Origin of the sequence: Streptomyces sp. NPDC059875 (assembly GCF_042731085.1) — a bacterium.
In the GTDB taxonomy this organism is placed as follows: Bacteria; Actinomycetota; Actinomycetes; order Streptomycetales; family Streptomycetaceae; genus Streptomyces.
Genome location: NZ_JBHWJZ010000034.1, coordinates 17,225 through 41,207, shown reverse-complemented (window position 1 = coordinate 41,207; position 23,983 = coordinate 17,225). Strand labels below are relative to the sequence as shown.

The window sequence follows — 23,983 nt, the reverse complement described above, 5'->3', positions numbered from 1 at the left end:
TGACGTCCTCGGAAGAGCGATGGGCCGGATATGCGCGAATATACGACCCATGCCGTCGGGGCGCTCAGCCGAAGAAGACCCCCACTTCCGCGTACAGCGCAGGATCGACCGTCTTGAGCCGTGCCGTGGCCTCGGCGATCGGGACGCGGACGATGTCGGTGCCGTGCAGCGCGACCATCTTCCCGAAGTCCCCGTCGCGGACCGCGTCGATGGCGTGCAGTCCGAAGCGGGTGGCGAGCCAGCGGTCGAAGGCGCTGGGGGTGCCGCCGCGCTGCACATGGCCGAGGACGGTGGTCCTGGCCTCCTTGCCGGTCCGCCGCTCGATCTCCTTGGCGAGCCACTCGCCCACCCCCGAGAGCCGGACGTGTCCGTACGAGTCGAGCGTGCCGTCCTTGAGGACCACGTCCCCGTCCCGGGGCATCGCACCCTCGGCGACGACCACGATCGGGGCGTACGTGGCCTGGAAGCGCGAGGTGACCCAGGCGCAGACCTGGTCGAGGTCGAAGCGCTGCTCGGGGATGAGGATGACGTTGGCGCCGCCCGCGAGGCCGGAGTGCAGGGCGATCCAGCCGGCGTGGCGGCCCATCACCTCCACCACCAGGACCCGCATGTGGGACTCGGCGGTGGTGTGCAGGCGGTCGATGGCCTCGGTGGCGATGCCGACGGCGGTGTCGAAGCCGAAGGTGTAGTCGGTGGCCGAGAGGTCGTTGTCGATGGTCTTCGGCACGCCCACGCAGGGGACGCCGTACTCGTCGACGAGCCGGGCGGCGACCCCGAGGGTGTCCTCGCCGCCGATCGCGATCAGGGCGTCGATCTCGTACTTGGCGAGGTTCTCCTTGATCCGGCGGATGCCGTTCTCCACCTTGAGCGGATTGGTGCGGGACGAGCCGAGGATGGTGCCGCCGCGCGGCAGGATGCCGCGGACGGTGGGGATGTCGAGTGGGACGGCGACGCCTTCCAGGGGACCGCGCCAGCCGTCGCGGAACCCGGTGAACTCGTAGCCGTACTCCTGGACGCCCTTGCGGACGATGGCGCGGATGACCGCGTTGAGACCGGGGCAGTCGCCGCCCCCGGTCAGTACGCCGACGCGCATGGAGATCTCCTTCGCCGTGGCGGACGGATGCGCGACCCACGCTAATAGTGACGTGGGTCACTCCGACACAGCGCGAAGAGTGAATTGTCAGGCGTCGTCGAGGCCGCGCTCGATGGCGTACCGGACGAGCTCCACGCGGTTGTGCAGCTGGAGCTTGCCGAGGGTGTTCTGGACATGGTTCTGGACCGTGCGGTGCGAGATGACCAGACGCTCGGCGATCTGCTTGTAGCTCAGGCCCTTGGCGACGAGCCGCAGGACCTCGGTCTCGCGCTCGGTCAGCTGCGGGGCCTTCGGCTCGTCCGCGCCGGTCGCCGGGACGGGCTCGGAGGCGAGGCGGCGGTACTCGCCGAGGACCAGGCCCGCGAGACCGGGGGTGAAAACGGGGTCGCCGACGGCCGTGCGGCGCACCGCGTCGATCAGCTCGGCCGTGCTGGCGGACTTCAGCAGGTAGCCGGTGGCGCCGGACTTGACCGCCTCCAGGACGTCGGCGTGCTCGCCGCTCGCGGAGAGCACCAGGACCCGCAGCCGGGGGTTGGCGCCGACCAGCTCCTTGCAGACCTGGACGCCCGGTTTGGCGGGCAGGTTGAGGTCCAGGACGAGGACGTCCGGGCAGGCCGCGCCGGCGCGGCGCACGGCCTGCTCGCCGTCGCCCGCCGTGGCCACCACGTCGAAGCCCGCCTCGGCGAGGTCGCGGGCGACCGCGTCCCGCCACATCGGATGGTCGTCGACGACCATCACCTTGATCCGCTGCTCGTCCATCCGCTGCTGCTCGCTCATCGCGTTCCTGCCTTCCCCCGTGTGTCCCGCGGGACCTTCAGTTCGACTTCCGTGCCCTGGCCCGGCACCGAGATCAGCTCGGCCGTGCCGCCCAGATCCCGCAGTCTGCCCCGGATGGACAGGGCGACGCCCATCCGGCCTTCGCCCTCCGCCTGGGCGAGCCGCCCCTCCGGGATGCCCGGACCGTCGTCCCGTACCGTCACGATCACCTCGTCCGGCCAGTCCTCGACCAGGATCCAGGCCTGGGCGTTCCCGCCCCCGTGCACCCGGACATTGTCCAGGGCGGCGCCGACGGCGGCGGCCAGTTCGCGGGCGGCGGCGGGCAGCAGCAGGACCGGGGCGCCCGGGTCCGAGAGCGTGACCTTCGCCCCGGCGCGCGGTGCGAGGAGGGCGCGCAGATCGACCGGGGAGTCGTCGTCCGGCTCCTCGACGATGCGGACCACGGCTCCCTCGGACTCGTCCTCGGAGACCAGCGAGGGCCGGGTCAGCCCGCCGGCGACCAGGGTGCGCAGCGCGACCTCCTGCTCCCCCGCCATCCGGCCGAGCTCGGCGGCCTCGCCACCGAGGGCCGTACCGCGCCGCTGCACCATCGCCAGGACCTGCAGGACGCTGTCGTGGATGTCCCGGGCGAGCCGCTCCCGCTCCCGGGTCGCCGCCTCGATCTCGAGGGCGCGGGCGAGGGTGCGTTCGGAGGCTCGGGCGACCTCGACGACGTAACCGATGGCGATGGACGCCACCCAGACCAGCAGGACGTTGTGGAGGGTGTCCCGGGTGGGGTTGCCGCGCTCGATGATGTTGGCGACGGCGACCAGCGAGGAGGCGAAGCCGGCCCAGCGCCAGCCGCCCTTGATCGCGTACGCGAGGACGGCCCCCGCGGTCCATATGGACGGCAGGGTGGGGCTGTCCATCGTCCGCGCCTGCTCGTCGGCGAGCGGGGTGAGCAGGATGCCGGTGAGGGCGATGGTGAGGTCGGCGACGAGGAAACGTTTGGTGCAGCCGGCCGCGTTCGCCACCTTGGGGAGCGTCGCCAGGGTCCAGACGCACATCACGGCGAGGAAGGCGACGGCCACCCACGGCCGTTCGTAGCGGTCCCGGCCGAAGACGAAGATCAGGACGGCGTAGATCATCGTCCCGACGCGGTACGCGGTGAGCGCGCGCCACAGCGGCTGCTCGACCGACATCCGCACGACACGCTCGCGCTTGGCCATCTCCCCCACCCCCGGGCGCCCCCTCTACGAGAGGGTCAGGCGCCGGACTCTTCCCGTGCCGCGATCTCGGCCTTGACGGCCTCCTTGGCGGCCTTCTCGGCCTCCGCGATCTGACGCTTCGCCGCGGTGGCGTAGATGTCGACGTACTCCTGGCCGGACAGCTTCATGATCTCGTACATGACCTCGTCGGTCACCGAACGCAGGATGAAGCGGTCCCCCTCCATGCCCTGGTAGCGGGAGAAGTCCAGCGGCTTGCCGATCCGGATCCCCGGGCGCATCAGCTTGGGGACGACCTTGCCGGGCGGCTGGATCTTCTCGGTGTCGATCATGGCGACCGGGATGACGGGCGCGCCGGTGGCCAGGGCCACGCGCGCGAGGCCACCGGGCTTGCCGCGGTAGAGGCGGCCGTCGGGCGAGCGCGTGCCCTCGGGGTAGATCCCGAAGAGCCCGCCCTTCTCGATGACGTCGATACCGGCCTTGATCGCCGCCTCACCGGCGCCACGCGCGCCCGAGCGGTCCACGGGAAGCTGGCCGACGCCCTTGAAGAAGGCGGCGGTGAGCTTGCCCTTCACACCGGGCGACGTGAAGTACTCGGCCTTGGCGATGAAGGTGACCTTGCGGTCGAGGACGGCGGGCAGGAAGAAGGAGTCCGAGAAGGACAGGTGGTTGCTCGCGAGAATCGCCGGCCCCTCGGCGGGAATGTTCTCGAGGCCCTCCACCCAAGGCCTGAAGGCGAGCTTCAGTGACCCTCCGATGGAGAACTTCATTGCGCCGTAGATCAACTCGAGTACCTTCCGTGTGCCGTCGGACAGACCTTATCCCGCCTTTTCGCGCCTGCCCGCGCGGGTGTGGCCGTGTGCGGGGGCACCTTCGTGCGAACGGCCCTGGTCGGTGTCGGTCCGGTCGCGTACCGTGAAGGTCCTTCCCTCATTCGTCGTTGCTTCGTTGCAGGACCCGCCGTACTCGCGTCCTCGAAGCCGAACCCCGAACAGGAGACCCCGGTGCCGGTCCTTCCTGGAGCCGAGCCGTACCGCCATGAGGGCGGAGAGGTCGGCGTCCTTCTCTGTCACGGTTTCACCGGTTCCCCGCAGTCGATGCGCCCGTGGGCCGAGTATCTGGCCGAGCGCGGACTGACGGTGTCCGTGCCGCTGCTGCCCGGGCACGGCACCCGCTGGGAGGACATGCTCGTCACCACCTGGCAGGACTGGTACGCGGAGGTGGACCGGGCGCTGCAGGAGCTGCTCGCCGACCGCGAGCAGGTCTTCGTCTTCGGCCTGTCCATGGGCGGGGCGCTGGCGCTGCGGCTCGCGGCCAAGTACGGCGACTCGGTGCGGGGCCTCGTCCTGGTCAACCCGGCGAACAAGGTGCACGGCCTTTCGGCGTACGCCCTGCCGGTCGCCCGCCATCTCGTGCGCTCGACGAAGGGCATCGCCAGCGACATCGCCAAGGAGGGTGTGACGGAACTCGGCTACGACCGGGTGCCGCTGCACGCCGCGCACTCCCTGCGGCAGTTCTTCCGGACCGTGGACGCGGAGCTGCCACAGGTCACGCAGCCGGTCGTGGTGCTGCACAGCCCGCAGGACCACGTGGTGCCGCCGGTCGACACGGCGCGGATCCTGAGCCGGATCTCCTCGACGGACGTCAAGGAGCTCCTGCTGGAACAGAGCTACCACGTGGCGACGTTGGACCACGATGCGGAGCGGATCTTCGAGGAGAGCTGGGCCTTCCTCGGCCGCCTCGCTCCGGATGTGGTCGGGGAGAAGAAGGGAAGCACGAGCGGTGGCTGAGCAGCAGGACGGGGAGCGCGACCCGCAGCCCATCGACGAGGAGGCGGCGTGGGCCGCGATCGTCGCCGGGTACGGCGAGGAGCCGGCGGACCCCCCTGGGGCGAAGCCCTTCAGGTCGGTGGAGGACCTGGCGCTCCCGGAGCCGGTGGACGGCGATAGTGACGGCGACGACGAGGGTGACGACGAGGACGAGGAGGAGGACGACGAGGACGCCGACGGCGAGGATCCCCGGAAGCCCGTCCTCGGCAGCACGATCGTCTTCGCGCCCGGGGTGAGCGTGGGCGGCGGCCCGCGCGACTACGAGCTCGCGGACCCGGACGCCGAGACCGGTGAGACGGGCGGGGCGAAGTCCGGCAAGAAGGACGACGACGACGAGGGCCACTTCGTGCCGCCGGAGCCGCCGCCGCTGCCGGAGGCGGACGCGACCACGAAGTTCGCGTGGCTGGGTGTCGTCGGCGGCCCGGTCCTGATGCTGCTCACGGTGCTGCTCCAGTGGGACATGACGTGGTGGCTCACCACGCTGTGCGTGGGTGGCTTCCTCGGCGGCTTCGCGACCCTGGTGGGCCGGATGAAGCACGACGACGACGATGACGGCTTCGACGACCCGGGCCGCGGCGCGGTGGTGTAGTCCAGGTCCGGGTCCGCCGACCGTGCCGGTCAGGAGGACGCGGGGATTCTGACCGCTGCGAGGACCGGCAGGTGGTCCGTCGCGGCCTTCAGGTCCGCCGGGTCGAGGTCCGTCGGGACCCCGCAGCCCAGGAACTCGACGCCTTCGGTCGCCAGGATCGCGTCGATGCGCTGGTGCGGGTCGGTGGGCGTCGAGGTGTACTCGCCGCCCCAGGGACTGACCGCCCAGCCGTCCTGGAGCTCTTTGGTCAGACGCGTGAAGCTCCGGCCGCCGGGGCGTTCGTTGAGGTCACCGGCCACGATCGTGTGCGGGACGTCCATGGCGGCGACCCGGTCGAGGAGCATCCCGGCCTGGGCGTACCGTTCGTCCTTCTGCAGGCTCAGATGACAGCTGATGAGCCCGACCCGCGCGCCCGCGAACCGTACGACGGCGGTCGCGAAGCCGCGCCGGTGAAGCCCGGGGGTGAGCGGCAGCAGCACGTCCTCGGTACGTTCCACGGTGGCCCGCAGCGAGCACATCAGCAGCGGCCCGGCGGCCGTGGCCCCGCCGCTCAGGACGACGAGCTCGCTCTTGGCGGCGAGCCGGGCGGCGTGCTTGCGCCAGCGGAAGAAGCGCGGCGCCTCCTGGATGAAGACGAGATCGGGCGCGCAGGCCCGGATGACCCGGGCGAGGGCGTCCTCGTCGTCCCGCATCGAGCGGATGTTGTAGCCGAGCACCCGGACGACGGCCGAACCGTCCGCCTCGGTGCGGGAGTTGGGCAGCGCGGTGATCGCCATGCGCAGCAACATACGACAACCGCCCGCCGCTCCCCAGAGGGCGCGACGGGCGGGTACGGACGAGGTGCGGGTGCTCAGCCCTGGCGGGCCAGGTCCGCCGCGCCGACCAGGCCGGCCTTGTTGCCGAGCTGGGCCGCGAGGACCTGGGCGTGCGGGCGCCACTGTCCGCCGACGAGCCAGCGGCGGAAGGACTTCCGGATCGGGTCGAGGACGAGGTCGCCCTCGTCGGAGACGCCGCCGCCGACGATGAACGCCGAGGGGTCGAAGAGCGAGGCCAGATCGGCCAGGCCCGCGCCCGCCCAGCGGGCCAGCTCGCGGAACGAGTCGATGGCCACCGGGTCGCCCTGCCGGGCGGCGTCGCTGATGTGCTTGCCCTGGATGCCCTCAGCGGTGCCGTCACCGAGGCCGAGGAGGATCTCCGCGTTCTCGGGCGTGGCGGCGGCGCGCTGCTTGGCGTACCGGACGAGCGCGCGCCCGGAGGCGTACTGCTCCCAGCAGCCCTGGCTGCCGCAGCCGCACAGCAGACCGTCCGGGACGACCCGGATGTGACCGAACTCGGCCGCCACGCCGAAGCGTCCGCGGCGCAGCTTGTTGCCGATGATGATGCCGCCGCCGAGGCCGGTGCCGAGCGTGATGCAGATGACGTCCTCGTGGCCCTGCCCGGCGCCGAACCGGTACTCGCCCCAGGCCGCCGCGTTCGCGTCGTTCTCGACCACGACCGGGAGGCCGACCCGCTGCTCGACCTTGTCCTTCAGCGGCTCGTGCCGCCAGTCGATGTTCGGCGCGAAGAGGACGGTGGCGCGCTTGTCGTCGACGTAGCCCGCGGCACCGATGCCGACAGCCTCGATCTGATGGCCCTTGCCGGCCTCGGACACGGCGGCGCAGATCGCGTCGACGATGCCTTCGGGGGTCGGCGGGGTGGGCACCTTGTGCGTGTCGAGGATGTTGCCCTCCTCGTCGACCACGCCGGCCGCGATCTTCGTGCCGCCGATGTCGACGCCGATGGTGAGTCCCATGTGTCCCTCAGTTTTCGGTCGAGCCCCGCTAAGGCCAACCGTACCCGAGGGGGGCGACCGTCCTGATCAGTCCAGGTCGATGTGCTGCCCGGTTCCGGGGCCCTCGTCGTCACGCTTCGGGTCCTGGCGGGGGTCCTCGCGGGGGCCCTGGCGGGGCTCGTCGCGGCGCGGGTCGTTCGGCTCGTCGCGCGTCCAGCGGGTCTCGTGGCCCTCGACCGCCGAGCGGTAGGCGGCGAGCAGTTCGTTGCCGGCCGCGGCGAGGTGGTCGAAGACCTGCGGGTTGCGCTCGATGACCGGCTCGACAGCGGCCTTCGCCTGGTTGACGAACTGCTGCACGGTGCTCTGGGCGGCCATGCCCATCAGCGGGTTCTTCAGAGTGGAGACCTTGTCGGCGACGGCGTCGAAGAGCTTGCGGAACTCCTCGGCGGCCGAGCCGGGCTCCGCGCCGGCGCGGGCGCGGCGGCGGGCCTTCTCGGCCTCCAGGTCCTCGGCGCAGGCCTTGGCCCAGGCGTCCGAATCGCTCATGGCGTACTCCTTACGGCTTATACCGTCGACGGTACACGGAGTCACGGGGTCTTCGGCCAGAGACCGGCGTCCGGTGCGAACCGGACCCTCAGATCGCCGTCGACGAGCCCGGCGCCGGCGACCGTGCAGCGGCGCAGGGCGGGCGGCAGCGGGACGTTGCGACGGAACGGGCCTACGGCGAGGAGGAGTTCGTCCCCGCGGCGGACGAGGGAGAGCTCGCCCTTGACGGCGCCTGGCAGGGGGATGTGCCAGACGAGGATCCCGTCGGCGTCCCTGCGGTCCTCGACGGTCCACTCGGGGACGGCGTCCGGTGCGGGTTTCGCGTCGACCGCGAGCAGGGCGAGGTCCTCGGGACCGCGGAGGTCCCGGCCGAGGTGCGGGAGGGCGTGCACGGCCCCGTCGTAGCCGGTACGGAGCCGGGCCAGGTGCTCGTGCTGCTGCGCGGTCAGCGCGGCGAACCAGGGGTCGGGCGAGTCGGCGGGGAGCAGCTTGTTGGCGACCACCGTGTCGAGGGCGAGGCGGTGGAGGGCGAGGCCGAGGCGGGCCGTGCGCAGGGCGTCGGTGGCGGCCGGCCCGGGCTCGACGACGAGTCGGACGGTGGTGGTGGGAGCGTCGACGACGGCCTGGACGGCGGCGAGCTCGGCCTCCCAGCGGGCGGTCCGCTCGTAGAGCCACTGGGCGGGCATGGGGACGCCGGCGAGCTGGGCCAGCATGGGGCGCAGGGCGCGGGCGGCCTGGCGTTCGGGCGGCAGGAGGCGGCGGAGGTAACGGCGGAGCTGCTCGGGCAGGGCGAGGAGGGCGAGGGCGTCGAGCAGCGGGGGCAGGTCGACGACGACGAGGTCGTGGTCCTGGGCGGCGGCGTCGCGCAGGGCGCGGAGCAGGGCGAACTGGTGGCTGCCGGGGAGTTCGGTGAGCTCGGCGTCCTCGAAGGGCGCGGCGCCGAGGAGGTCGAGGGCGGCGCCGGAACGGGCCTGCAGGGCGAGGAACTCGCGTCGGAAGTCGGCGGCGGGGGCCGGCCGGAGGACGTCCACGCCGGGCGGCGCGTCGGCCTCGGCGGACACGAGGAGGACGCGGCGTCCGGCTTGTGCCTCGGCGAATGCGGTGGCGGCCGCGACGGTGGTCCGACCGGCGCCGCCGGTCCCGGTGACGAGCATGATCCCCATGACCGGGAACGTTACTCCCACGCCTCCGCGACACCGGGGGTCGGCTCCCGCAGGCCCTGCCCCGCTGCGGGTACGCGTCCCGCCGCGGCGCATCGCACCCGCGGGGTTGCAGGCATCCGCTCCGCTGGGGCGGCTCCCACCCTCGACCCGCACACGGGGTTGTGGGCATCCGCTCCGCGGGGGCGGACCCCACCCTCGACCCGCACACGGGGTTGTGGGCAGGCGTTCCGCAGGGGCGGAACGGGTGGGCACAACCCCACGACGGCGCCGCACCTGTGGGCACCGCACGCACCGGGAGCCTGGGCCCGGCAAGGGCGCCGTCCCGTGTGCCCACCCGTCCCGCCCCAGCGGGACAGTTGCCCACACGGCGTGAGGTGGCGGGAGGCAGGGTGGGCGCCGCCCCGGTGGGACGCGTGCCCCCGGCGGGGGCGTCGGGCCGGCATCGCGCGGGGTGGCGCCGTCCTTGATCAGGTGCCGGCCGCGGAGAGCGGGTTACGCGCCGGACTCCACGCGCTTCTTCAGGCCCGCGAGTGCCCGGTCGATGATGACCTTCTCCGCCTTGCGCTTGATCATGCCCAGCATCGGGATCTTGACGTCCACCGTCAGCTGGTACGTCACCTCGGTACGGTCGCCGCCGGCCGCCGGCGCCAGGCGGTAGGAGCCGTCCAGCGCGCGGAGCATCTGGGACTTCACCAGCGTCCAGCTGACCTCGTTGTCGCCGGTCCAGGTGTACGCCAGCGTGTGGTCGTCCTTGATCGCGCCCGCGTCCAGCAGCAGCCGCACCTTCTCCGCCCGCCCGGCCGCGTCCTTCTCCAGGACCTCGGCCTCCTTCACCTCGCCCGTCCACTCGGGGTAGCGGGCGAAGTCGGCGATCACGCTCATGACGTCGGCCGGCGCTGCCTCGATGGTGATGCTCGAGCTGGTGTGTTCGGCCATCGCTGTGGCTCCTCCACTGTGCGGTCCGGCGAGAACTCGAAGAAAATCGAAGGGCACGAACCGTGCCGACCGAAGGCTATCGCGCCGTCACCGGGGGCCCGTCACCACTCCAGCGACCAGGGCCGCCCCGTCGCCGCGAAGTGCCCCACGTTCACGCACTCCGTCGCCCCGACCCGCATCCGCCGGGCCAGCGGCTGGTGGACGTGGCCGAAGAGCGCGTACCGCGGCCGGGTGCGCCGGATGGCGTCCAGCAGGGCGCCGCTGCCGCGTTCGAAGCGGCGCGCGACCGTGTCGTAGGTCAGTTCCGGTACGTCCGGCGGGATGTGACTGCACAGCACGTCGACCTCGCCGAGCGCCTCCACCTTCGCCGCGTACTCCTCGTCGGAGATCTCGTACGGGGTCCGCATCGGGGTGCGCAGTCCGCCGCCGACGAAGCCGAAGACCAGCCCGTCGAGCTCGATCCGCTCGCCGTCCAGGACCGTGGTCCCCGGCTGCGCGTACTCGTTCCACAGCCCCGGGATGTCGACATTTCCGTAGGTCGCGTACGTGGGGTCGGGGAAGGCCGCGAACAGCTCCTCGTACTGGCGGCGCACGGCGGACTCGATGGCCGTGTCCCGGTCGACGGCCAGTTCGGCCCAGAGTCGTCGTCCCAGGTCACGGGCCTCGTCGAAGCGGCGCGCGGTGCGCAGTTCGACGATCAGGTCGGCGTTCTCGACACCGAAGAGGTCGGGGAAGATGCCGCGGCTGTGGTCGGCGTAGTCGAGGAAGAGCACCAGGTCGCCGAGGCAGACGAGGGCGTCCGCGCCCTCGCCCGCTTTGGCGAGGGCGCCCGCGTTCCCGTGCACGTCACTGACCACGTTGATCCTCATGCGGTTCAGCGTAGGGCGTCGGACCTGCGGTTACTTCCGAGTCGGGAAAGCTGTGGATTACTGTGCGCGAAGCACCGCCACAACTGTGTGATGCACCGAACATCTGGCCAGACCCCCCTATCGGGAACCGAGTACTGATGGGTAACGTCCGGGCAGTCCAGTTGTGCTCACCCCACTGAGCACCTGCCCGATCTTGGACCGCACCGGTGCATTCACACAGAGCCGTGGCGCCGGCGCCCGATGAGGAGCAGCAGTCTTGCGCGAGTTCAGCCTTCCGGCCCTGTACGAGGTCCCCTCGGACGGCAATCTGACGGATCTCATCCGCCGCAACGCCACTCAGCACCCAGATGTCGCCGTGATGGGACGCAAGGTGGCCGGTGTCTGGACGGACGTCACCGCCCAGCAGTTCCTCGCCGAGGTCCGCGGGGCCGCGAAGGGGCTGATCGCGGCGGGTGTGGAGCCGGGCGACCGGGTGGCCCTGCTGTCCAGGACGCGGTACGAGTGGGTACTCCTCGACTTCGCGATCTGGAGCGCGGGCGCGGTGACCGTGCCGGTGTACGAGACGAGTTCGCCGGAGCAGATCCAGTGGATCCTCGGTGACTCGGGCGCCTCGCTGGTGCTCGTCGAGTCCGCGGCCCATCAGGAGTCGGTGGAGTCGGTACGGGCGAACCTGCCGGCCCTCAAGGGCATCTGGCAGATCGAGGCGGACGCCGTCGCGCAGCTCACGGCGACCGGCGCGGACGTCTCGGACGAGCTGCTCGACGAGCGGATGTCGAGCGCGCACGCGGACGACCCGGCGACCATCGTCTACACCTCGGGCACCACCGGCCGCCCCAAGGGCTGTGTGCTGACGCACCGTGCCTTCTTCGCGGAGTGCGGCAACCTGGTCGAGCGCCTGAAGCCGCTCTTCCGGACCGGCGAGAGCTCCGTGATGCTCTTCCTGCCCGCCGCCCACGTCTTCGGCCGCATGGTGGAGCTCGCGGCGGTCATGGCGCCGATCAGGCTCGGCTGTCTGCCGGACATCAAGAACCTCACCGACGAGCTGGCCACGTTCAAGCCCACCCTGATCCTCGGTGTGCCGCGTGTCTTCGAGAAGGTCTACAACTCGGCGCGGGCGAAGGCCCAGGCGGACGGCAAGGGCAAGATCTTCGACAAGGCCGCGCACACGGCGATCGCCTGGAGCCGGGCCACCAGCACGCCGCAAGGCGCACCGCTCGGCCTGAAGATCAAGCACAAGGTCTTCGACAAGCTCGTCTACAGCAAGCTGCGGGCGGTGCTCGGCGGGCGCGGCGAGTACGCGATCTCGGGCGGTGCGCCGCTGGGTGAGCGTCTGGGCCACTTCTTCCGGGGCATCGGCTTCACGGTCCTGGAGGGCTACGGCCTCACGGAGTCCTGCGCGGCGACCGCGTTCAACCCGTGGGACCGGCAGAAGATCGGCACGGTCGGTCAGCCGCTGCCGGGCTCGGTGGTGCGGATCGCCGACGACGGCGAGGTGCTGCTGCACGGCGAGCACATCTTCTCGGGCTACTGGCAGAACGAGGCGGCGACGGCGGAGGCGCTGGCGGACGGCTGGTTCCACACCGGTGACATCGGCACGCTGGACGAGGACGGCTACCTCGCCATCACCGGCCGGAAGAAGGAGATCCTGGTGACGGCGGGCGGCAAGAACGTCGCCCCGGCGGTCATCGAGGACCGGATCCGTGCGCACGCGCTGGTCGCGGAGTGCATGGTGGTGGGCGACGGGCGGCCGTTCGTGGGCGCGCTGGTCACCCTGGACGAGGAGTTCCTGGGCCGCTGGGCGGCCGAGCACGGCAAGCCGGCGGACTCGACGGCGGCGTCGCTGCGCGAGGACGCGGAACTCGTCGCCGAGGTCCAGCGTGCGGTGGACGACGGCAACGCGGCGGTGTCGAAGGCGGAGTCGGTGCGGAAGTTCCGCATCCTGCCGTCCCAGTTCACCGAGGAGGCGGGCCACATCACGCCGTCCCTGAAGCTGAAGCGCAACGTGGTGGCGAAGGACTTCGCGGACGAGATCGAGGCGATCTACCGCGCGTAGCGCCGGGGTCTGAACCCCGACGGGCCCCGCAGGCCGCCGAACGGCGACCTGCGGGGCCCGTCCACGTCCGACCTGCGGGGCCGTACACGTCCGCGGGGTCCTCGCACCCTGCGAGCGGTGGCCACGCGCCGCAGGGTGCCCCCGACGGGCGCTACAGGAGCTCTTTCAGGCGCTCCGCGAGGAGGTCCCAGCGCCAGCGGTCCTCCACCCAGGCGCGGCCGCGTTCGCCCATGCGGGCGCGGAGGGCCGGGTCGAGGAGCAGGGTCGCGATGCGGTCCGCGGACTCCTCGGGGGCGTCGCCCCGGACGACCCAGCCCGTCTCCCCGTCCAGGACCGCGTCCGGCGCGCCGCCCGAGTCGCCGGCGACGACCGGGAGCCCGGTCGCGGAGGCCTCCAGGTAGACGATGCCGAGGCCCTCGACGTCGAGGCCGCCGCGGCGGGTGCGGCAGGGCATGGCGAAGACGTCTCCGGCGCCGTAGTGGGCCGGCAGCTCCTCCCAGGGCACCGCGCCCGTGAACCGTACGGAATCAGTCACCCCGGCCGTCTCCGCGAGGCTCCTCAGATCCTTCTCGTAGGGGCCGCCCCCGACGATCAGCAGCACCGCGTCCGGCACCCGCCGCAGGATCTCCGGCATGGCCCGGATCAGGGTGTCCTGGCCCTTGCGCGGGACGAGCCGCGAGACGCACACGACCACGGGCCGGTCGGTGAGCCCGAGCCGCTCCCGTACCGCCTCGCCGCCCGAGTCCGGGTGGAAGGTCTTCTCGTCCACGCCCGGCGGGAGCTGCACCATCCGCCCGGCCGCGGCCGGCGTCAGCGCCGCCGCGATCCGCGAGCGCGTGTACTCGCCGAGGTACGTGAGGGTGTCCGTGCCCTCGCCGATGCGGCGCAGGAGCTGTCGCGCGGCCGGCAGCTGCGCCCACCCCGCCTCGTGTCCGTGCGTGGTCGCGACGATCCGCCGGGCGCCCGCCCGGCGCAGCGCGGGGGCCATCAGGCCGAGCGGCGCCGCTGCTCCGAACCACACCGATTCGCAGCCGTGCTCGCGCAGCAGAGCGGTCGCCCGCGCGGTGACCCGAGGAGTGGGCAGCAGCATGGTGGTGCTGTCCCGCACCACCATGAAAGGCTGCTCGGCGTCGAACGCGGCGGTCGCCTCGATCCCCTCGCGGCTGCGCTTCCACGTGGAGGCGTAGACCACGATCCGCTCGGGATCCAGACGCAGCGCCATGTTGTGCAGGAACGCCTGGATTCCACCGGGGCGGGGCGGGAAGTCGTTGGTTACGATCAGGGTCTTGTGCATCGTCGCCGAATGTACGTGACCGCACCCCCCGCCCGGCAACATCGATGAGAAAAGGACGAGGTAGGAATGACGGGCGTACTGGGTACGGCTGCCGAGCGCGCGAGAAGGAACCCCCTCCTCCTCTGGGGGCTCACCCGGATCATCCTGCTCCTGTGCGTCTTCAAGGTCGTCACCGTCCCGGGGCCGGACGTCACGAGCGACATAGAGCAGATCTACCAGGGCTGGTTCGAGGTCCTGAAGACCGGCACGTACCCGCTGGACGACGTGACGTGGCAGTACCCGCCGCTCGCGGCCCTGGCGATCCTGTCCCCCGCGCTGCTGCCGTTCCTGGGGTACTCCGCCGCCTTCTTCGTGCTCGCCTTCCTGTGCGACGCGCTCGTCTTCGGGCTGCTGATGTACGCGGGGCGGCGCCGCGGCCGGAGCCGGCACGGTGCGTGGATCTGGATCGCGGGCGTGCCGCTGCTCGGCCCGACCGCCTACGCCCGGTACGACCTGATGGTCACCGCCGTCGCCGTGGCCGCGCTCCTCGCCGGGCTGTCCCGCCCGCGGGTGCTGGGCGCGCTGGCCGGTTTCGGCGCGATGCTGAAGGTCTGGCCCGCGCTGCTGCTCGCGGGCACCCCGCGCGGCCGCGCCACCTTCCGCTCCTGGTCGACGGCGGCGGGCGCCGCCGCGGGGCTGCTGCTGCTGTGTGTGCTCGCGGCGCCGGGGGCGCTGGCGTTCCTGAACTTCCAGCGCGACCGGGGCACGGAGGTCGAGTCCCTGGGCGCGATGGTCTTCCATGTGGCCCGGCACCTCGGCTGGGACGGCGAGGCGCGGATGAACTACGGCTCGATCGAGTTCCTCGGGCCGTACGTCTCCACCGTCTCCAGCGCGGCCATGGTGCTGACCATCGCCGCCTTCGGCTGGCTGCTGGTGTGGCGGATCCGGGCCCGCGCGTTCTCGACGTCGACCCCGGCGGACACGGCGTTCGTGGCGGTGCTGCTGTTCACCACGACGAGCCGGGTGATCAGCCCCCAGTACATGATCTGGCTGATCGGTCTGGCGGCCGTGTGCCTGGCCTACCGGTCCAGCCGGATGCGCCGGCCGGCGCATCTGGTGGTGTGGGCGACGGCGGTGACGCAGTTCGAGTTCCCGGTGTGGTTCTCGCACGTGACGGAGAGCGATCCGCTGGGCATCGCGCTGCTGCTGGTGCGGAACGGTCTGCTGGTCGCCGCCTCGGTCTCGGCCTGCCGCATCCTGTGGCGGCAGACGGTGACCGAGCCGCGGCTCGTCCCGGCGGTCATTCCGGTTCAGCAGCCGGAGCGGGCGAGGAGCCTGCCCGTCGCCTGAGCGGCGGGGGTACGGCGGTGCAGCAGGCCGAGAGCCGCGCACTGTCCCGCTGTCGCGAGGCCCATCGCCAGGCAGATTCCGGCGAGCCCCAGGCCGGAGAAGGCGTACGCGAGCGGGAGCTGGGTCAGGACGCCGACGAGGGTGATCCTGGCGAGCCGCGGGCTGCCGCCGCTGCCCTCGAAGACTCCGGCGAGGGCGATGAACCCGGCCAGCAGGACCAGATGGGGGCCGAGGCAGCGCAGGAAGAGGGCGCCGGCGGCCGCCACGTCCGGCTCCGCGCCGAAGCCGCGCATGACCGGTCCCGCGGTGAGGAACAGCAGGCCGGCGGCGGCCGTGCCGAGAACGCCCCCGAGGAGCAGGGCCTGCCGGCCGACGGCCCGGCGCTCGTCGCGGCCCGCGCCGAGCAGGTGCGCGGTGTGGATGGCGGCGGCCTGGCGTACGGCGTAGAAGGCCATGGTGGCGACGTACATGGCCTTGGTGGCGATGCCGTAGGCGGCGACCTGGGTGACGCCGAGCCGGGCCACCACGGCGACCAGGGCGAGCGCCCCGGCCATCCTGACGACGAAGTCGGCGGACATGGGCAGGCCGGTGGAGGCGGTGCGGCGCAGTGCTGCCAGGGTCCCTTCGGAGGACCGGGCGGCCCGCGCGGCCCGTAGGAGCGGGTTGCGGCGCAGCGCGAGGAGTCCGGCGCCGAGGGCGACGGTGCGGCCGACGACGGTGGCGAGGGCGGCGCCCCGCACCCCGTACGCGTGGATGAGCAGCGGGTCGAGGACCAGGATCAGCCCGTTGGCGAGGAACGCGAGGCGCATCGGGGTGCGGGTGTCGCCCGCGCCCTTGAGGATGCCGTCGACGACGGTGGTGGCGAAGAAGACGGCCGTGCCGGGGAGTGAGATCGCGAAGTAGGCGGTGGCGAGGGCGAGGGCGGGGGTGTCGGCGCCGCCGAGGACGAGCCGGGCGAGGGGTTCGCGCAGCAGATAGCCGCCTAGGGCGACGGGCGGGACGAGCAGGGCGCCGAGCAGCAGCCCGCCGCGGACCGCGGACCGTACGGCGGCGGGGTCCTCGGCGCCGCGGGCGCGCGCGACGAGGACGGTGGTGCCGGAGGCGGCCATGAGGACGATGCCGAGCGCCACGTTCTCGACGTTGGTGGCGACGGCGACGGCCGCCACGGCGTCGCCGCCGAGGCGGGCGACCCAGACCATGGAGATGATTCCGGCGGCCACCGAGGCGAGGAGCTCGCCGTAGACGGGGTACGCGAGCCGGATCAGTGTGCGTCGGTGTGTCATCGTCTCCCCCTCGAACCGAGATACCTCGATTCGAGGCACCTCGATTAGAGGTAGCATGACGCGCGGGTCCGGGACAAGCGCGAAGGAGGAGCGGGGTGCTGGAGCTGACGATCCTCGGCTTTCTGTACGAGAAGCCGCTGCACGGGTACGAGTTGAAGGACCGCATCCAGGGGCTGAGCGGCCATGTGCGCCCGGTCAGCGACGGGGCGCTCTACCCGGCGATCACCCGGATGGTGAAGGCGGGGCTCATCGAGCGCCGTACGGAACCGGGCACGAGCGCGGCGCCGCGGCGGATGCTGTCGCTGACCGCCGACGGCCGCGCGGAGCTGTTCGCACGCCTCCGCGACCCGAAGGACGCCGAGATCACCGACGGCCAGCGCTTCTTCACGCTGCTGTCCTTCCTGGGCCTCCTCCCGGACCGCGCGGCCCAGGCCGCCGTCCTCCGCCGCCGCCAGGCCTTCCTGAACACCCCGGCCAGCTTCTTCTACAAGGACGGCGCCCCGGTGCGCGCCGAGGAGGAACCGGACCTGTTCCGCCAGGGCATGCTGCGGATCGCCCGCGCGACGGGCACGGCGGAGAAACAGTGGCTGACGGAGGCCCTGGCAGAACTGGAGTCCGAGGCCTGACGGCCGGCTGGGCCATGATCCGCCGGACAGGACCTAGCCCAGCCGCTCCCGCAGGAACGTCCGCCAGTCCGCGGTGAACGCCTCCGGGGTCGTGCCGAGTACGTCGGACATCGCCTTCTCCACCGAGCCCTCGCGGCCCGGGTGGGCGCCGACCGCGCGGTAGAAGTCGGTCAGCTTCGCCTCGCCCCAGCGTTCCGCGATGAGGGTGCAGGCCAGCCATCCGCTCTCGTACGCGCGCGCCAGGGCGTCCGCGTCGCCGCCGAAGGCGAAGGCCTTGTCGTCCGGCAGGGCCGCCGGGAGGTCGCCCGCGCGGACCGCGCGGCGCAGTTCCGGCGCCGCCTGAACGGCCGTGCGGCCCGTGCCCCGGTACGCGACCCAGTCGGCGAAGCCCTCCGACAGCCACACGGGCGTGGCCGCCGAGGTCGCGGTGCGGGTGGCCACGTGCGTCGTCTCGTGCGTGAGGACGACCTGCTGACCGAAGTCGCCGAGGACCCCGTACGCCTCGGGGTTCACGATCACCCGGTCCGCCGGGGCGTCCGGGCCGCCGCCGACCTCGCCGGTCGTGACGGCCGCGATCCCCCGGTACGAGGCCGCCGGCGCCCCGAGCAGCCCGCCCATGGCGTCCAGCGAGGCGGGGACGAGCACCACGACCCGGCCCGCCCAGGGCGAGGACCAGGCCGCCGAGACCGCGGGCACCGCCCGGTCGGCCGCCGCCGCGATCGCCTTCAGGCGCTGCTCCGACTGCCCGACGCCGAGGACGAGGCTGCGCCCGCCCCGTACCGCCTCCACCTCGCCCTGCTGCCACAGCTGCTGGGCGGCGCCTTCGCCGGCCCGGTCGGCGGTCACGTACCAGCGGCCGTCCCGCTCGATCAGGTCCAGGACGCGTTCGGCGGTGACGGGCCCGGAGTCGTAGCCCTTGATCCGGTACGTGAGGTCGGCGCGGACGGTCGCCCGGTCCCCGCCCGCCCGGTCGACGTCCTTGAGCCGGTAGTCCCACGAGGCCAGCGGCACCTCGGCGAGGTGATCGAACTCCTTCAGCGCGGCGGGCGCGAGCGAGGGGTCGAGCGCGAGTGCGTAGGCCGCCTCGTCCCGGGCGAGCACCGCCCGCGCGTGCCGGTCGAGGAGCGTCCGGATCTGCCCCGGCGCGGGGTCGGGCGGCTCGGGGGCCGCGCACCCGGCGAGGGCCAGCAGGACGGTCAGCAGACAGACCGCGGCCCTGCGCGCCGCTCCACTCCCCTGACCTGCCACGCTCCCGATCGTACGGGCAGGCGAGCGGGCGGTCGTACGGTCAGACCCGGGTCACCGTCGCGTGGGACATCATCCCGACCGGGTCGTAGCGCACCCGCGCCCCGGGGTACGGGGCGTGGATCACCTGCCCGTTTCCCGCGTAGATCCCGACATGGCTGGCGTCGCTGCGGTACGTCACGAGGTCGCCGGGCTGCGCCTGCGAGAGCGGCACCTGCCGTCCCGCGTACCGCTGCGCGGAGGACGTCCGCGGCAGGCTGATCCCGGCCTGCCGGTACGACCACACCATCAGGCCGGAGCAGTCGAAGGCGCGCGGGCCGGTCGCGCCCCACACATAGGGCTTGCCGATGGCGCTGCGCGCCGCGATCACCGCGGCGGCGGCGCGGGAGGAGGCCGGACCGAGGTCGGCGAGCGGCGGCAGCTCCTCGTCGATGCCGTCGCGGCCCGAGCGGGAGGCCCGGGCGTCCCGGTCGAACTCCGCGCGGTCCTGGGCGCTCAGGGACTCCAGGACCCGGCGCGCCTCGGCGAGCTTCCGCTCGACGGTGCGCTTGTGCCGGGCGACCTGTGTCCGGCTGCGCTCCAGTTCGGCGAGGAGGCGGCCGGCCTCGGTCCGCTTCTGGTTCAACCGCCGCTGCTCGGCCTGGAGCTGGCCGAGCGCCGCGCCCTGTCGGGCGGCCACCCGGTCGAGCACGGAGGCCCGGTCGAGGTACGAGTCGGGGTCGGCGGAGAGCAGCAGCGCGAGGGCGGGGTCGATGCCGCCGGAGCGGTACTGGGCGCCGGCGACCGAGCCGAGCGCGCCCCGCATGCGGTTGATCCGCTCCTGGCCGCGGGCCAGGCCGTCCCGGGCCTGGGAGACCGACGTACGCAGCGCATCCGCCCGCTCGTCGGCCTTGTTGTAGCCCTCGGTGGCCCGCTCGGCCTCTTCGAAGAGCCGGTCGACCGTGGCCTTGGTGGCCTCCGTGGTGCCGCTCGGGTCGGCGTTCGCGGGGACGGCACCGAAGGCCGTGGCCGCGGTGGCCGCGGCGGCGGTCAGGACGGTGACCCTCGCGGGTCGGCGGTGGGACGCCACGTAGCGCGCTCCGATCGACTGGTACCCAGACTGGCGCGGCAGACAGTAGCCGGTGATCACCCCCCGTCCAACGAAGGCGCCGGGCACACAAAGTGACGCCCCGCCGGAGACCACAGGTCACCGGCGGGGCGTCACGTCAGTCGAGGATGCGACGAACCACCCGATTGGGCGTCATGTCGGGATGCGTCAGATGCGCACGCCGAACTGGAAGGTGCCCATGTAGCTCATCGACTCGTAGCGGACCGAGGCGCCCGGCTTGGGGGCGTGCAGGATCGTGCCGTTGCCGGCGTACAGGCCCACGTGGGACAGGCTGTTGAAGAAGACCAGGTCGCCCGGCTTGAGCTGGCTGCGGCCGATCTTCACACCGTCGTTCTGCTGGGTGTAGGTGGTGCGGGTGAGCGAGACGCCGGCCTGGCGGTAGGCCCACTGCGTCAGCCCGGAGCAGTCGTACGAGTTGGGGCCCTCGGCACCGGAGACGTACGGCTTGCCGATCTGGGTGGCGGCGGCGCTGAGCGCGGCCTGGCCACGCGCCGAGGCCGGCACCTCGTTGCCGAGGTCGACGCGGTCGCCCGCGGCGCGGCTGGCGCGCTGCTCCTCGTCCTGGATCTTGGCGCGCTCGGCGGCGGTCAGGGTGTTGAGCAGCTTCTGCGCGTCGGCGAGCTTGCCCTGGAAGGTCTTCTTCTTCTCGCCGAGGGTCTTGCGGACGTCCTCGAGGTCGGCGAGCTTCGTCGTCGCCTCGGCGCGCTGCTGGGCGAGGGTGCGCTGCTTGGCCTGGATCGACTGGAGCACGTCGGCCTGCTTGGCACCGAGCTGGTCGATCGCGGACGCCTTGTCGAGGTAGGTGTCCGGGTCGGCGGAGAGGAAGAGCTGGATGGCCGGGTCGATGCCACCGGAGCGGTACTGCGCGCTGGCGACCGAACCGATGTTGTCCCGCAGGGAGTTGAGCTCCTGCTGACCGCGGGCCACCTTGTCCTGGAGGGCCCCGATCTCCTTCTGCAGCTTGCCCCGACGCTCCTCGGCCAGGTTGTACTGCTCCGTGGCCTCCTCGGCCTCGTGGTGCAGCTTGTCGACCTTCGACTTCACGTCGTCGATCTTCGGCTTCGGAGCCGCCTGGGCACCGGTCTGGGCGGAGAGCGCGACAGCGGCTGCGGCGGTCGCGGTGAGCACGGTCACACGGGTGCGGCTCGGCTGCTTGGGACGACGGTGGGACGCCACGAAGGCGAGCTCCTTCTTCCTCGAGCCGCCCAACCAGGCTGCGGCAGGCGGTTCCTCCGCTGTCATCCCGGATGGACGATCAACCGTGCGAAGGTTCGAGGCCTGACCCTAGTGACCAAGTTGTGATCAGTTCAAATCCTCATGAGCAAAATCTCGCTCACGCAGCACTTTATTTACACACACCACACGGGCAGTAGCGGCCACTTGACCGTACGCCCTCCAGAATTCGGGCATTAAGCCCAGGAGTTACGAGACATCACGAGGTGCGCGAAAGCCGCTTCAGCAACAAGGCGGACGTGACCGGGCGCGCACCGGCCTTCGCCACACCGTCGGCGACCTCGCGGTCGGTGGAGACCACGACGACCGGACGGCCCGGCGGCTCGGCGCGCACCAGCTGACGGATCAACTCGTCGGCGGTGACACCCGGCTTGGAGAACAGCACCCGCACCCCGCGCGGCGGGGCGAGCAGGACCGGGGCCGCGAGCTCCGCGCCGTCGAAGACACAGGTGATCTCGGCGCCCGAGCGGGCCGCGAGCGCGGAGAGCCCGCCGAGCAGCCGCAGCCGCTGCTTCTCCAACGGCATCGTCGGATAGCCGGTCTTGGTGACGTTGTAGCCGTCCACGACCAGATGGGCCTGCGGCAGGGCGAGCAGCTGGTCCAGGAGCGCGGGATCGGTCTCGGAGAGCGCGCGGGCCGCGATGTCCTTCGGGGACATCCGGCCCGGCTCCACCGCGTCGACGGTGTCGGCGGGGTGGACGGAAACGGGCGGCAGGGCCAGTTCGCGGCGCAGCCCCTGGGCGGCGTCGAGCACCGTGTCGAGCAGCAGGCGCAGCCGCATGTCCTCCACGGAACGCCCCTCACGGGCGGCGCGCCGGCTGGCCTCCAGGGCCGCCTCGACCTCGCCGAGCCGGGCCTTGAGCCGCCGGGTCTCGCTCTCGGCGGCGGAGACCTGCGCGGCCGCCTCCGCCCGGAAGGTGTCGATCTCGGTCTGGACGCGACGCAGCGCGGCTTCACCGCGCTTCACATCGCTCTGGGCGCTGCGCAGCTTGCGGTGAAGCGATTCGGCTTCCTTGCGGGCCGCCTCCAGATCGGTGCGCAGCTGCTCGGTCTCCGCGCGGCCGCGCTCCTTGGCGGTGGCGACCTCCTCCCGCAGCCGCTCCAGCTCGCGCCGGCCGGCCTCGTCGGCCCGCTCGGCGTCCGCGCGCTGGGCCTCCTCACCGGCGGCGGCGACCAGCTTGACCCAGCCGGTGGGGCGCAGGACGTAGGCGGCCGCGGCGACGTCGACGGGGTCGGCCGCGGCGGGCGGGGCGCCGGACTCGACGGCCCCCGCCAGCTCGGGCTGGGCCTCCTTGAACCGCTCGCCGATCCGCTGCCGGAAGAGCGGGTCGCTCTCCAGGGCGGTGGCCATGGCGTTGCCCGCGAACTTGGCGCGCCGGCTCGCGGTGAACCGCGCGTACTGCCGCAGGGGTGCCGGAAGCTCCGCGACGGTCAGCCCGCCGAAGGCGTCCGAGACCAGCGCGACGACCCTCCGCCGCACGCCGTCCGGCAGCGGGCGGTCGAGCGTCTCGGCAGCGTCACCTGCCGCGCCGGCCGGTTCACCACCGTGCGCGGGCTGCTCCACGATCCGTCACCCCATCGTCATGGGCTCCGCTCCGTCAGGAGGCGGTGCCGGGCCTGTCCACCAGTTCGATCTGGTCCACCGCGTTGCACCAGCGGCACCGGACCGACTCGATGGTCTCACTGACCACCTCGCGCTCCTCGACCTTCGGTTCGCCAGCGAGGTCCAGATGGACGTACTCGACGACCTTGGAAGAGCGGGTCACGTCGAACCGGGTCAGATTGCCGCAGAGCGTGCAGCGCCAGCGGGTCTCGGCGGTCGGCAGGGGAACCGTCGTCATCGTGCCGTCCTCTTTCATGTGCGTGATGCGGGTGCGGGTGCCGCGGTGCGCCGTTGAACTGCGGAGGTACTGCCCGTAACCCTACGGCCTCGCAGGTACCCCGTGTCGCGGCGAGGCACTCTGTCCAGTTGGGCCCCGTTACGCCATGATCTGTCCATGATCGACTGGCGGCGGTTCGACTGGCCGGAGGCGGCCCGGGGTGCGTGGCGGGGCGCCCGGACCGGCCCCGCGGTGACGTACGGCCTGATCGCCGTCTGCTGCTTCACGTTCCTGATCAGCCCGGTGTCCGGCCTCAATCCGGCGTACGGGACCGGGGACGCGGCCCTGGCGGCGCAAAGCGCGTACTTCCACCGCTGGGGGGTCGTACCGGCGGAGCTGATGAGCAGCGAGCCGCGCGCCCTGCTCACCCCGCTCACCGCCCTCTTCGTCCACGGCAGCTGGCTCCATCTGCTGGGGAACATGCTGTTCCTGTACGTCTTCGGCGCGATGGCCGAGGAACGGATGAGGGCCGTCCCCTTCCTCCTCTTCTACCTCGGCTGCGGCTATCTGGCGCTGCTGGGCTACGCGGCGGCCCACGCGAGCAGCGAGCAGACGCTGGTGGGGGCGTCGGGCGCGATCTCGGGGGTTCTCGGGGGGTTCCTGTATCTCTTCCCGCGCTCCCGGGTGACCAGCCTGTTCCCGTTCCTCTTCTTCCTGCCGTTGCGGTTCCCGGCCTGGATCGTGCTGGTCTTCTGGTTCGTGCTGCAGTGGCTCGCGGCGCGGACGGCCGGGTCCGGGCCCGGAGTCGCGTACCTGGCCCATGTGGTGGGCTTCGCCGTCGGCTTCCTCTATGCCTGGGGGCGCTACCGAGGTGGGGATACAGTGAGGTCCCCAGCCGCGGCGACCGAGGGAGAAAGCCAGCCGTGATCACCGCGATCGTGCTCATCAAGACCAGTGTGGACCGCATCCCCGAGATCGCGGAGTCGATCGCCGCGCTCGACAGCGTCAGCGAGGTCTTCTCGGTGACCGGCACGTACGACCTGATCGCCATGGTCCGGGTGCCCCGGCACGACGACCTGGCGGACGTCATCCCCGGCCGGATCAGCAAGATCCCCGGCGTCGAGGCGACGGACACGCACGTGGCCTTCCGTACGTACTCCCAGCACGACCTGGAAGCGGCCTTCGCCATCGGTCTGGAGTCCTGACTACGGCGC

The 23,983-nt window shown here is 72.2% G+C and carries 24 protein-coding genes; 7 read left to right on the top strand and 17 right to left on the bottom strand.

Annotation, left to right across the window (positions count from 1 at the left end):
• Positions 1 to 64: 64 nt before the first annotated feature.
• From ACFV9D_RS31630 to ACFV9D_RS31615, 4 genes are all read right to left on the bottom strand, one after another.
• Positions 65 to 1,093: a 6-phosphofructokinase gene (locus ACFV9D_RS31630; RefSeq protein WP_385153834.1), complete on the bottom strand. Its 1,029-nt coding sequence runs from the start codon at positions 1,091 to 1,093 to the stop codon at positions 65 to 67.
• A gap of 87 nt (positions 1,094 to 1,180) precedes the next feature.
• On the bottom strand, positions 1,181 to 1,870 hold the full coding sequence (locus tag ACFV9D_RS31625) for a response regulator (RefSeq protein WP_385153831.1): 690 nt from the start codon (positions 1,868 to 1,870) through the stop codon (positions 1,181 to 1,183).
• Positions 1,867 to 3,078, bottom strand: coding sequence for a MacS family sensor histidine kinase (macS, locus tag ACFV9D_RS31620; RefSeq protein WP_385153828.1), 1,212 nt, complete (start codon positions 3,076 to 3,078; stop codon positions 1,867 to 1,869). The genes ACFV9D_RS31625 and macS overlap by 4 nt, the downstream gene beginning before the upstream one ends.
• 35 nt (positions 3,079 to 3,113) lie before the next feature.
• Positions 3,114 to 3,860 (bottom strand): lysophospholipid acyltransferase family protein, encoded by a 747-nt coding sequence (locus ACFV9D_RS31615; protein ID WP_385153825.1) that lies wholly within the window; start codon positions 3,858 to 3,860, stop codon positions 3,114 to 3,116.
• 219 nt (positions 3,861 to 4,079) lie between these two features.
• Between ACFV9D_RS31615 and ACFV9D_RS31610 the strand changes: the two genes are divergently transcribed.
• Together ACFV9D_RS31610 and ACFV9D_RS31605 are read left to right on the top strand one after the other, a co-directional pair.
• Positions 4,080 to 4,865: an alpha/beta hydrolase gene (locus ACFV9D_RS31610; protein ID WP_385153822.1), complete on the top strand. Its 786-nt coding sequence runs from the start codon at positions 4,080 to 4,082 to the stop codon at positions 4,863 to 4,865.
• Entirely contained in the window at positions 4,858 to 5,493 is a 636-nt protein-coding gene (locus ACFV9D_RS31605; protein ID WP_385153819.1) for a hypothetical protein, read from the top strand. Before ACFV9D_RS31610 ends, ACFV9D_RS31605 begins: the two co-directional genes overlap by 8 nt.
• 29 nt (positions 5,494 to 5,522) lie before the next feature.
• Here the strand turns inward: ACFV9D_RS31605 and ACFV9D_RS31600 are convergent, their stop codons facing one another.
• The 6 genes from ACFV9D_RS31600 to ACFV9D_RS31575 form a co-directional block, all read right to left on the bottom strand.
• On the bottom strand, positions 5,523 to 6,269 hold the full coding sequence (locus ACFV9D_RS31600) for an endonuclease/exonuclease/phosphatase family protein (protein ID WP_385153816.1): 747 nt from the start codon (positions 6,267 to 6,269) through the stop codon (positions 5,523 to 5,525).
• 74 nt (positions 6,270 to 6,343) lie between these two features.
• Positions 6,344 to 7,285, bottom strand: a complete 942-nt coding sequence (locus tag ACFV9D_RS31595) for an ROK family glucokinase (protein ID WP_385153813.1) — start codon at positions 7,283 to 7,285, stop codon at positions 6,344 to 6,346.
• Positions 7,286 to 7,351: 66 nt separating this feature from the next.
• Positions 7,352 to 7,810, bottom strand: a complete 459-nt coding sequence (locus ACFV9D_RS31590; RefSeq protein ID WP_385153810.1) for a DUF5304 domain-containing protein — start codon at positions 7,808 to 7,810, stop codon at positions 7,352 to 7,354.
• A 41-nt stretch (positions 7,811 to 7,851) separates the two neighbouring features.
• Complete coding sequence (locus tag ACFV9D_RS31585) at positions 7,852 to 8,973, bottom strand: ArsA-related P-loop ATPase (protein WP_385153807.1); 1,122 nt, start codon at positions 8,971 to 8,973, stop codon at positions 7,852 to 7,854.
• A 492-nt stretch (positions 8,974 to 9,465) separates the two neighbouring features.
• A complete protein-coding gene (locus ACFV9D_RS31580; RefSeq protein WP_385153805.1) occupies positions 9,466 to 9,909 on the bottom strand; it encodes an SRPBCC family protein in 444 nt (147 codons plus the stop codon).
• Between the two features lie 101 nt (positions 9,910 to 10,010).
• The gene (locus ACFV9D_RS31575; RefSeq protein ID WP_385153802.1) at positions 10,011 to 10,778 is read right to left on the bottom strand and encodes a metallophosphoesterase; all 768 of its coding nucleotides are present in this window, start codon (positions 10,776 to 10,778) and stop codon (positions 10,011 to 10,013) included.
• Between the two features lie 256 nt (positions 10,779 to 11,034).
• Here ACFV9D_RS31575 and ACFV9D_RS31570 point away from each other — a divergent pair, with 256 nt between their 5' ends.
• Entirely contained in the window at positions 11,035 to 12,831 is a 1,797-nt protein-coding gene (locus tag ACFV9D_RS31570) for an AMP-dependent synthetase/ligase (RefSeq protein ID WP_385153799.1), read from the top strand.
• 151 nt (positions 12,832 to 12,982) lie between these two features.
• Here ACFV9D_RS31570 and ACFV9D_RS31565 read toward each other — a convergent pair whose 3' ends face one another.
• Positions 12,983 to 14,125 carry a glycosyltransferase family 4 protein gene (locus ACFV9D_RS31565; RefSeq protein WP_385153796.1) on the bottom strand — a complete coding sequence of 381 codons (1,143 nt, stop codon included), beginning with the start codon at positions 14,123 to 14,125 and terminating at the stop codon, positions 12,983 to 12,985.
• Between the two features lie 66 nt (positions 14,126 to 14,191).
• On the opposite strand from ACFV9D_RS31565, the gene ACFV9D_RS31560 reads away from it, so the two are divergent.
• Complete coding sequence (locus ACFV9D_RS31560) at positions 14,192 to 15,454, top strand: glycosyltransferase 87 family protein (protein ID WP_385153793.1); 1,263 nt, start codon at positions 14,192 to 14,194, stop codon at positions 15,452 to 15,454.
• Here ACFV9D_RS31560 and ACFV9D_RS31555 read toward each other — a convergent pair.
• The gene (locus ACFV9D_RS31555) at positions 15,415 to 16,737 is read right to left on the bottom strand and encodes an MATE family efflux transporter (protein WP_385153790.1); all 1,323 of its coding nucleotides are present in this window, start codon (positions 16,735 to 16,737) and stop codon (positions 15,415 to 15,417) included. The genes ACFV9D_RS31560 and ACFV9D_RS31555 overlap by 40 nt on opposite strands.
• 95 nt (positions 16,738 to 16,832) lie before the next feature.
• Between ACFV9D_RS31555 and ACFV9D_RS31550 the strand changes: the two genes are divergently transcribed.
• Positions 16,833 to 17,363, top strand: a complete 531-nt coding sequence (locus tag ACFV9D_RS31550) for a PadR family transcriptional regulator (RefSeq protein ID WP_385153788.1) — start codon at positions 16,833 to 16,835, stop codon at positions 17,361 to 17,363.
• Positions 17,364 to 17,396: 33 nt separating this feature from the next.
• Here ACFV9D_RS31550 and ACFV9D_RS31545 read toward each other — a convergent pair whose 3' ends face one another.
• The 5 genes from ACFV9D_RS31545 to ACFV9D_RS31525 all read right to left on the bottom strand — a co-directional run bounded on the left by ACFV9D_RS31545 (position 17,397) and on the right by ACFV9D_RS31525 (position 22,790).
• Positions 17,397 to 18,611 carry a hypothetical protein gene (locus tag ACFV9D_RS31545; RefSeq protein WP_385153785.1) on the bottom strand — a complete coding sequence of 405 codons (1,215 nt, stop codon included), beginning with the start codon at positions 18,609 to 18,611 and terminating at the stop codon, positions 17,397 to 17,399.
• Positions 18,612 to 18,651: 40 nt separating this feature from the next.
• Positions 18,652 to 19,677: an NlpC/P60 family protein gene (locus ACFV9D_RS31540; RefSeq protein WP_385153782.1), complete on the bottom strand. Its 1,026-nt coding sequence runs from the start codon at positions 19,675 to 19,677 to the stop codon at positions 18,652 to 18,654.
• 186 nt (positions 19,678 to 19,863) lie between these two features.
• Positions 19,864 to 20,892 (bottom strand): NlpC/P60 family protein, encoded by a 1,029-nt coding sequence (locus ACFV9D_RS31535; protein WP_385153779.1) that lies wholly within the window; start codon positions 20,890 to 20,892, stop codon positions 19,864 to 19,866.
• Positions 20,893 to 21,148: 256 nt separating this feature from the next.
• Entirely contained in the window at positions 21,149 to 22,513 is a 1,365-nt protein-coding gene (locus ACFV9D_RS31530) for an NYN domain-containing protein (protein WP_385153776.1), read from the bottom strand.
• A 34-nt stretch (positions 22,514 to 22,547) separates the two neighbouring features.
• Positions 22,548 to 22,790 carry a hypothetical protein gene (locus ACFV9D_RS31525; protein ID WP_260228851.1) on the bottom strand — a complete coding sequence of 81 codons (243 nt, stop codon included), beginning with the start codon at positions 22,788 to 22,790 and terminating at the stop codon, positions 22,548 to 22,550.
• 156 nt (positions 22,791 to 22,946) lie between these two features.
• Here ACFV9D_RS31525 and ACFV9D_RS31520 point away from each other — a divergent pair, with 156 nt between their 5' ends.
• A complete protein-coding gene (locus ACFV9D_RS31520) occupies positions 22,947 to 23,696 on the top strand; it encodes a rhomboid family intramembrane serine protease (protein WP_385153773.1) in 750 nt (249 codons plus the stop codon).
• On the top strand, positions 23,693 to 23,974 hold the full coding sequence (locus ACFV9D_RS31515; RefSeq protein WP_017238849.1) for an Lrp/AsnC family transcriptional regulator: 282 nt from the start codon (positions 23,693 to 23,695) through the stop codon (positions 23,972 to 23,974). The genes ACFV9D_RS31520 and ACFV9D_RS31515 overlap by 4 nt, the downstream gene beginning before the upstream one ends.
• Positions 23,975 to 23,983 lie beyond the last annotated feature (9 nt).

What these genes read in the sequence shown, in the direction of transcription:
- ACFV9D_RS31630 (WP_385153834.1), bottom strand. Translation starts at nt 1,093, where the DNA reads ATGCGCGTCGGCGTACTGACCGGGGGCGGCGACTGCCCCGGTCTCAAC.
- ACFV9D_RS31625 (WP_385153831.1), bottom strand. Translation starts at nt 1,870, where the DNA reads ATGAGCGAGCAGCAGCGGATGGACGAGCAGCGGATCAAGGTGATGGTC.
- macS (WP_385153828.1), bottom strand. Translation starts at nt 3,078, where the DNA reads ATGGCCAAGCGCGAGCGTGTCGTGCGGATGTCGGTCGAGCAGCCGCTG.
- ACFV9D_RS31600 (WP_385153816.1), bottom strand. Translation starts at nt 6,269, where the DNA reads ATGGCGATCACCGCGCTGCCCAACTCCCGCACCGAGGCGGACGGTTCG.
- ACFV9D_RS31595 (WP_385153813.1), bottom strand. Translation starts at nt 7,285, where the DNA reads ATGGGACTCACCATCGGCGTCGACATCGGCGGCACGAAGATCGCGGCC.
- ACFV9D_RS31590 (WP_385153810.1), bottom strand. Translation starts at nt 7,810, where the DNA reads ATGAGCGATTCGGACGCCTGGGCCAAGGCCTGCGCCGAGGACCTGGAG.
- ACFV9D_RS31585 (WP_385153807.1), bottom strand. Translation starts at nt 8,973, where the DNA reads ATGGGGATCATGCTCGTCACCGGGACCGGCGGCGCCGGTCGGACCACC.
- ACFV9D_RS31580 (WP_385153805.1), bottom strand. Translation starts at nt 9,909, where the DNA reads ATGGCCGAACACACCAGCTCGAGCATCACCATCGAGGCAGCGCCGGCC.
- ACFV9D_RS31575 (WP_385153802.1), bottom strand. Translation starts at nt 10,778, where the DNA reads ATGAGGATCAACGTGGTCAGTGACGTGCACGGGAACGCGGGCGCCCTC.
- ACFV9D_RS31565 (WP_385153796.1), bottom strand. Translation starts at nt 14,125, where the DNA reads ATGCACAAGACCCTGATCGTAACCAACGACTTCCCGCCCCGCCCCGGT.
- ACFV9D_RS31560 (WP_385153793.1), top strand. Translation starts at nt 14,192, where the DNA reads ATGACGGGCGTACTGGGTACGGCTGCCGAGCGCGCGAGAAGGAACCCC.
- ACFV9D_RS31555 (WP_385153790.1), bottom strand. Translation starts at nt 16,737, where the DNA reads ATGACACACCGACGCACACTGATCCGGCTCGCGTACCCCGTCTACGGC.
- ACFV9D_RS31525 (WP_260228851.1), bottom strand. Translation starts at nt 22,790, where the DNA reads ATGACGACGGTTCCCCTGCCGACCGCCGAGACCCGCTGGCGCTGCACG.
- ACFV9D_RS31520 (WP_385153773.1), top strand. Translation starts at nt 22,947, where the DNA reads ATGATCGACTGGCGGCGGTTCGACTGGCCGGAGGCGGCCCGGGGTGCG.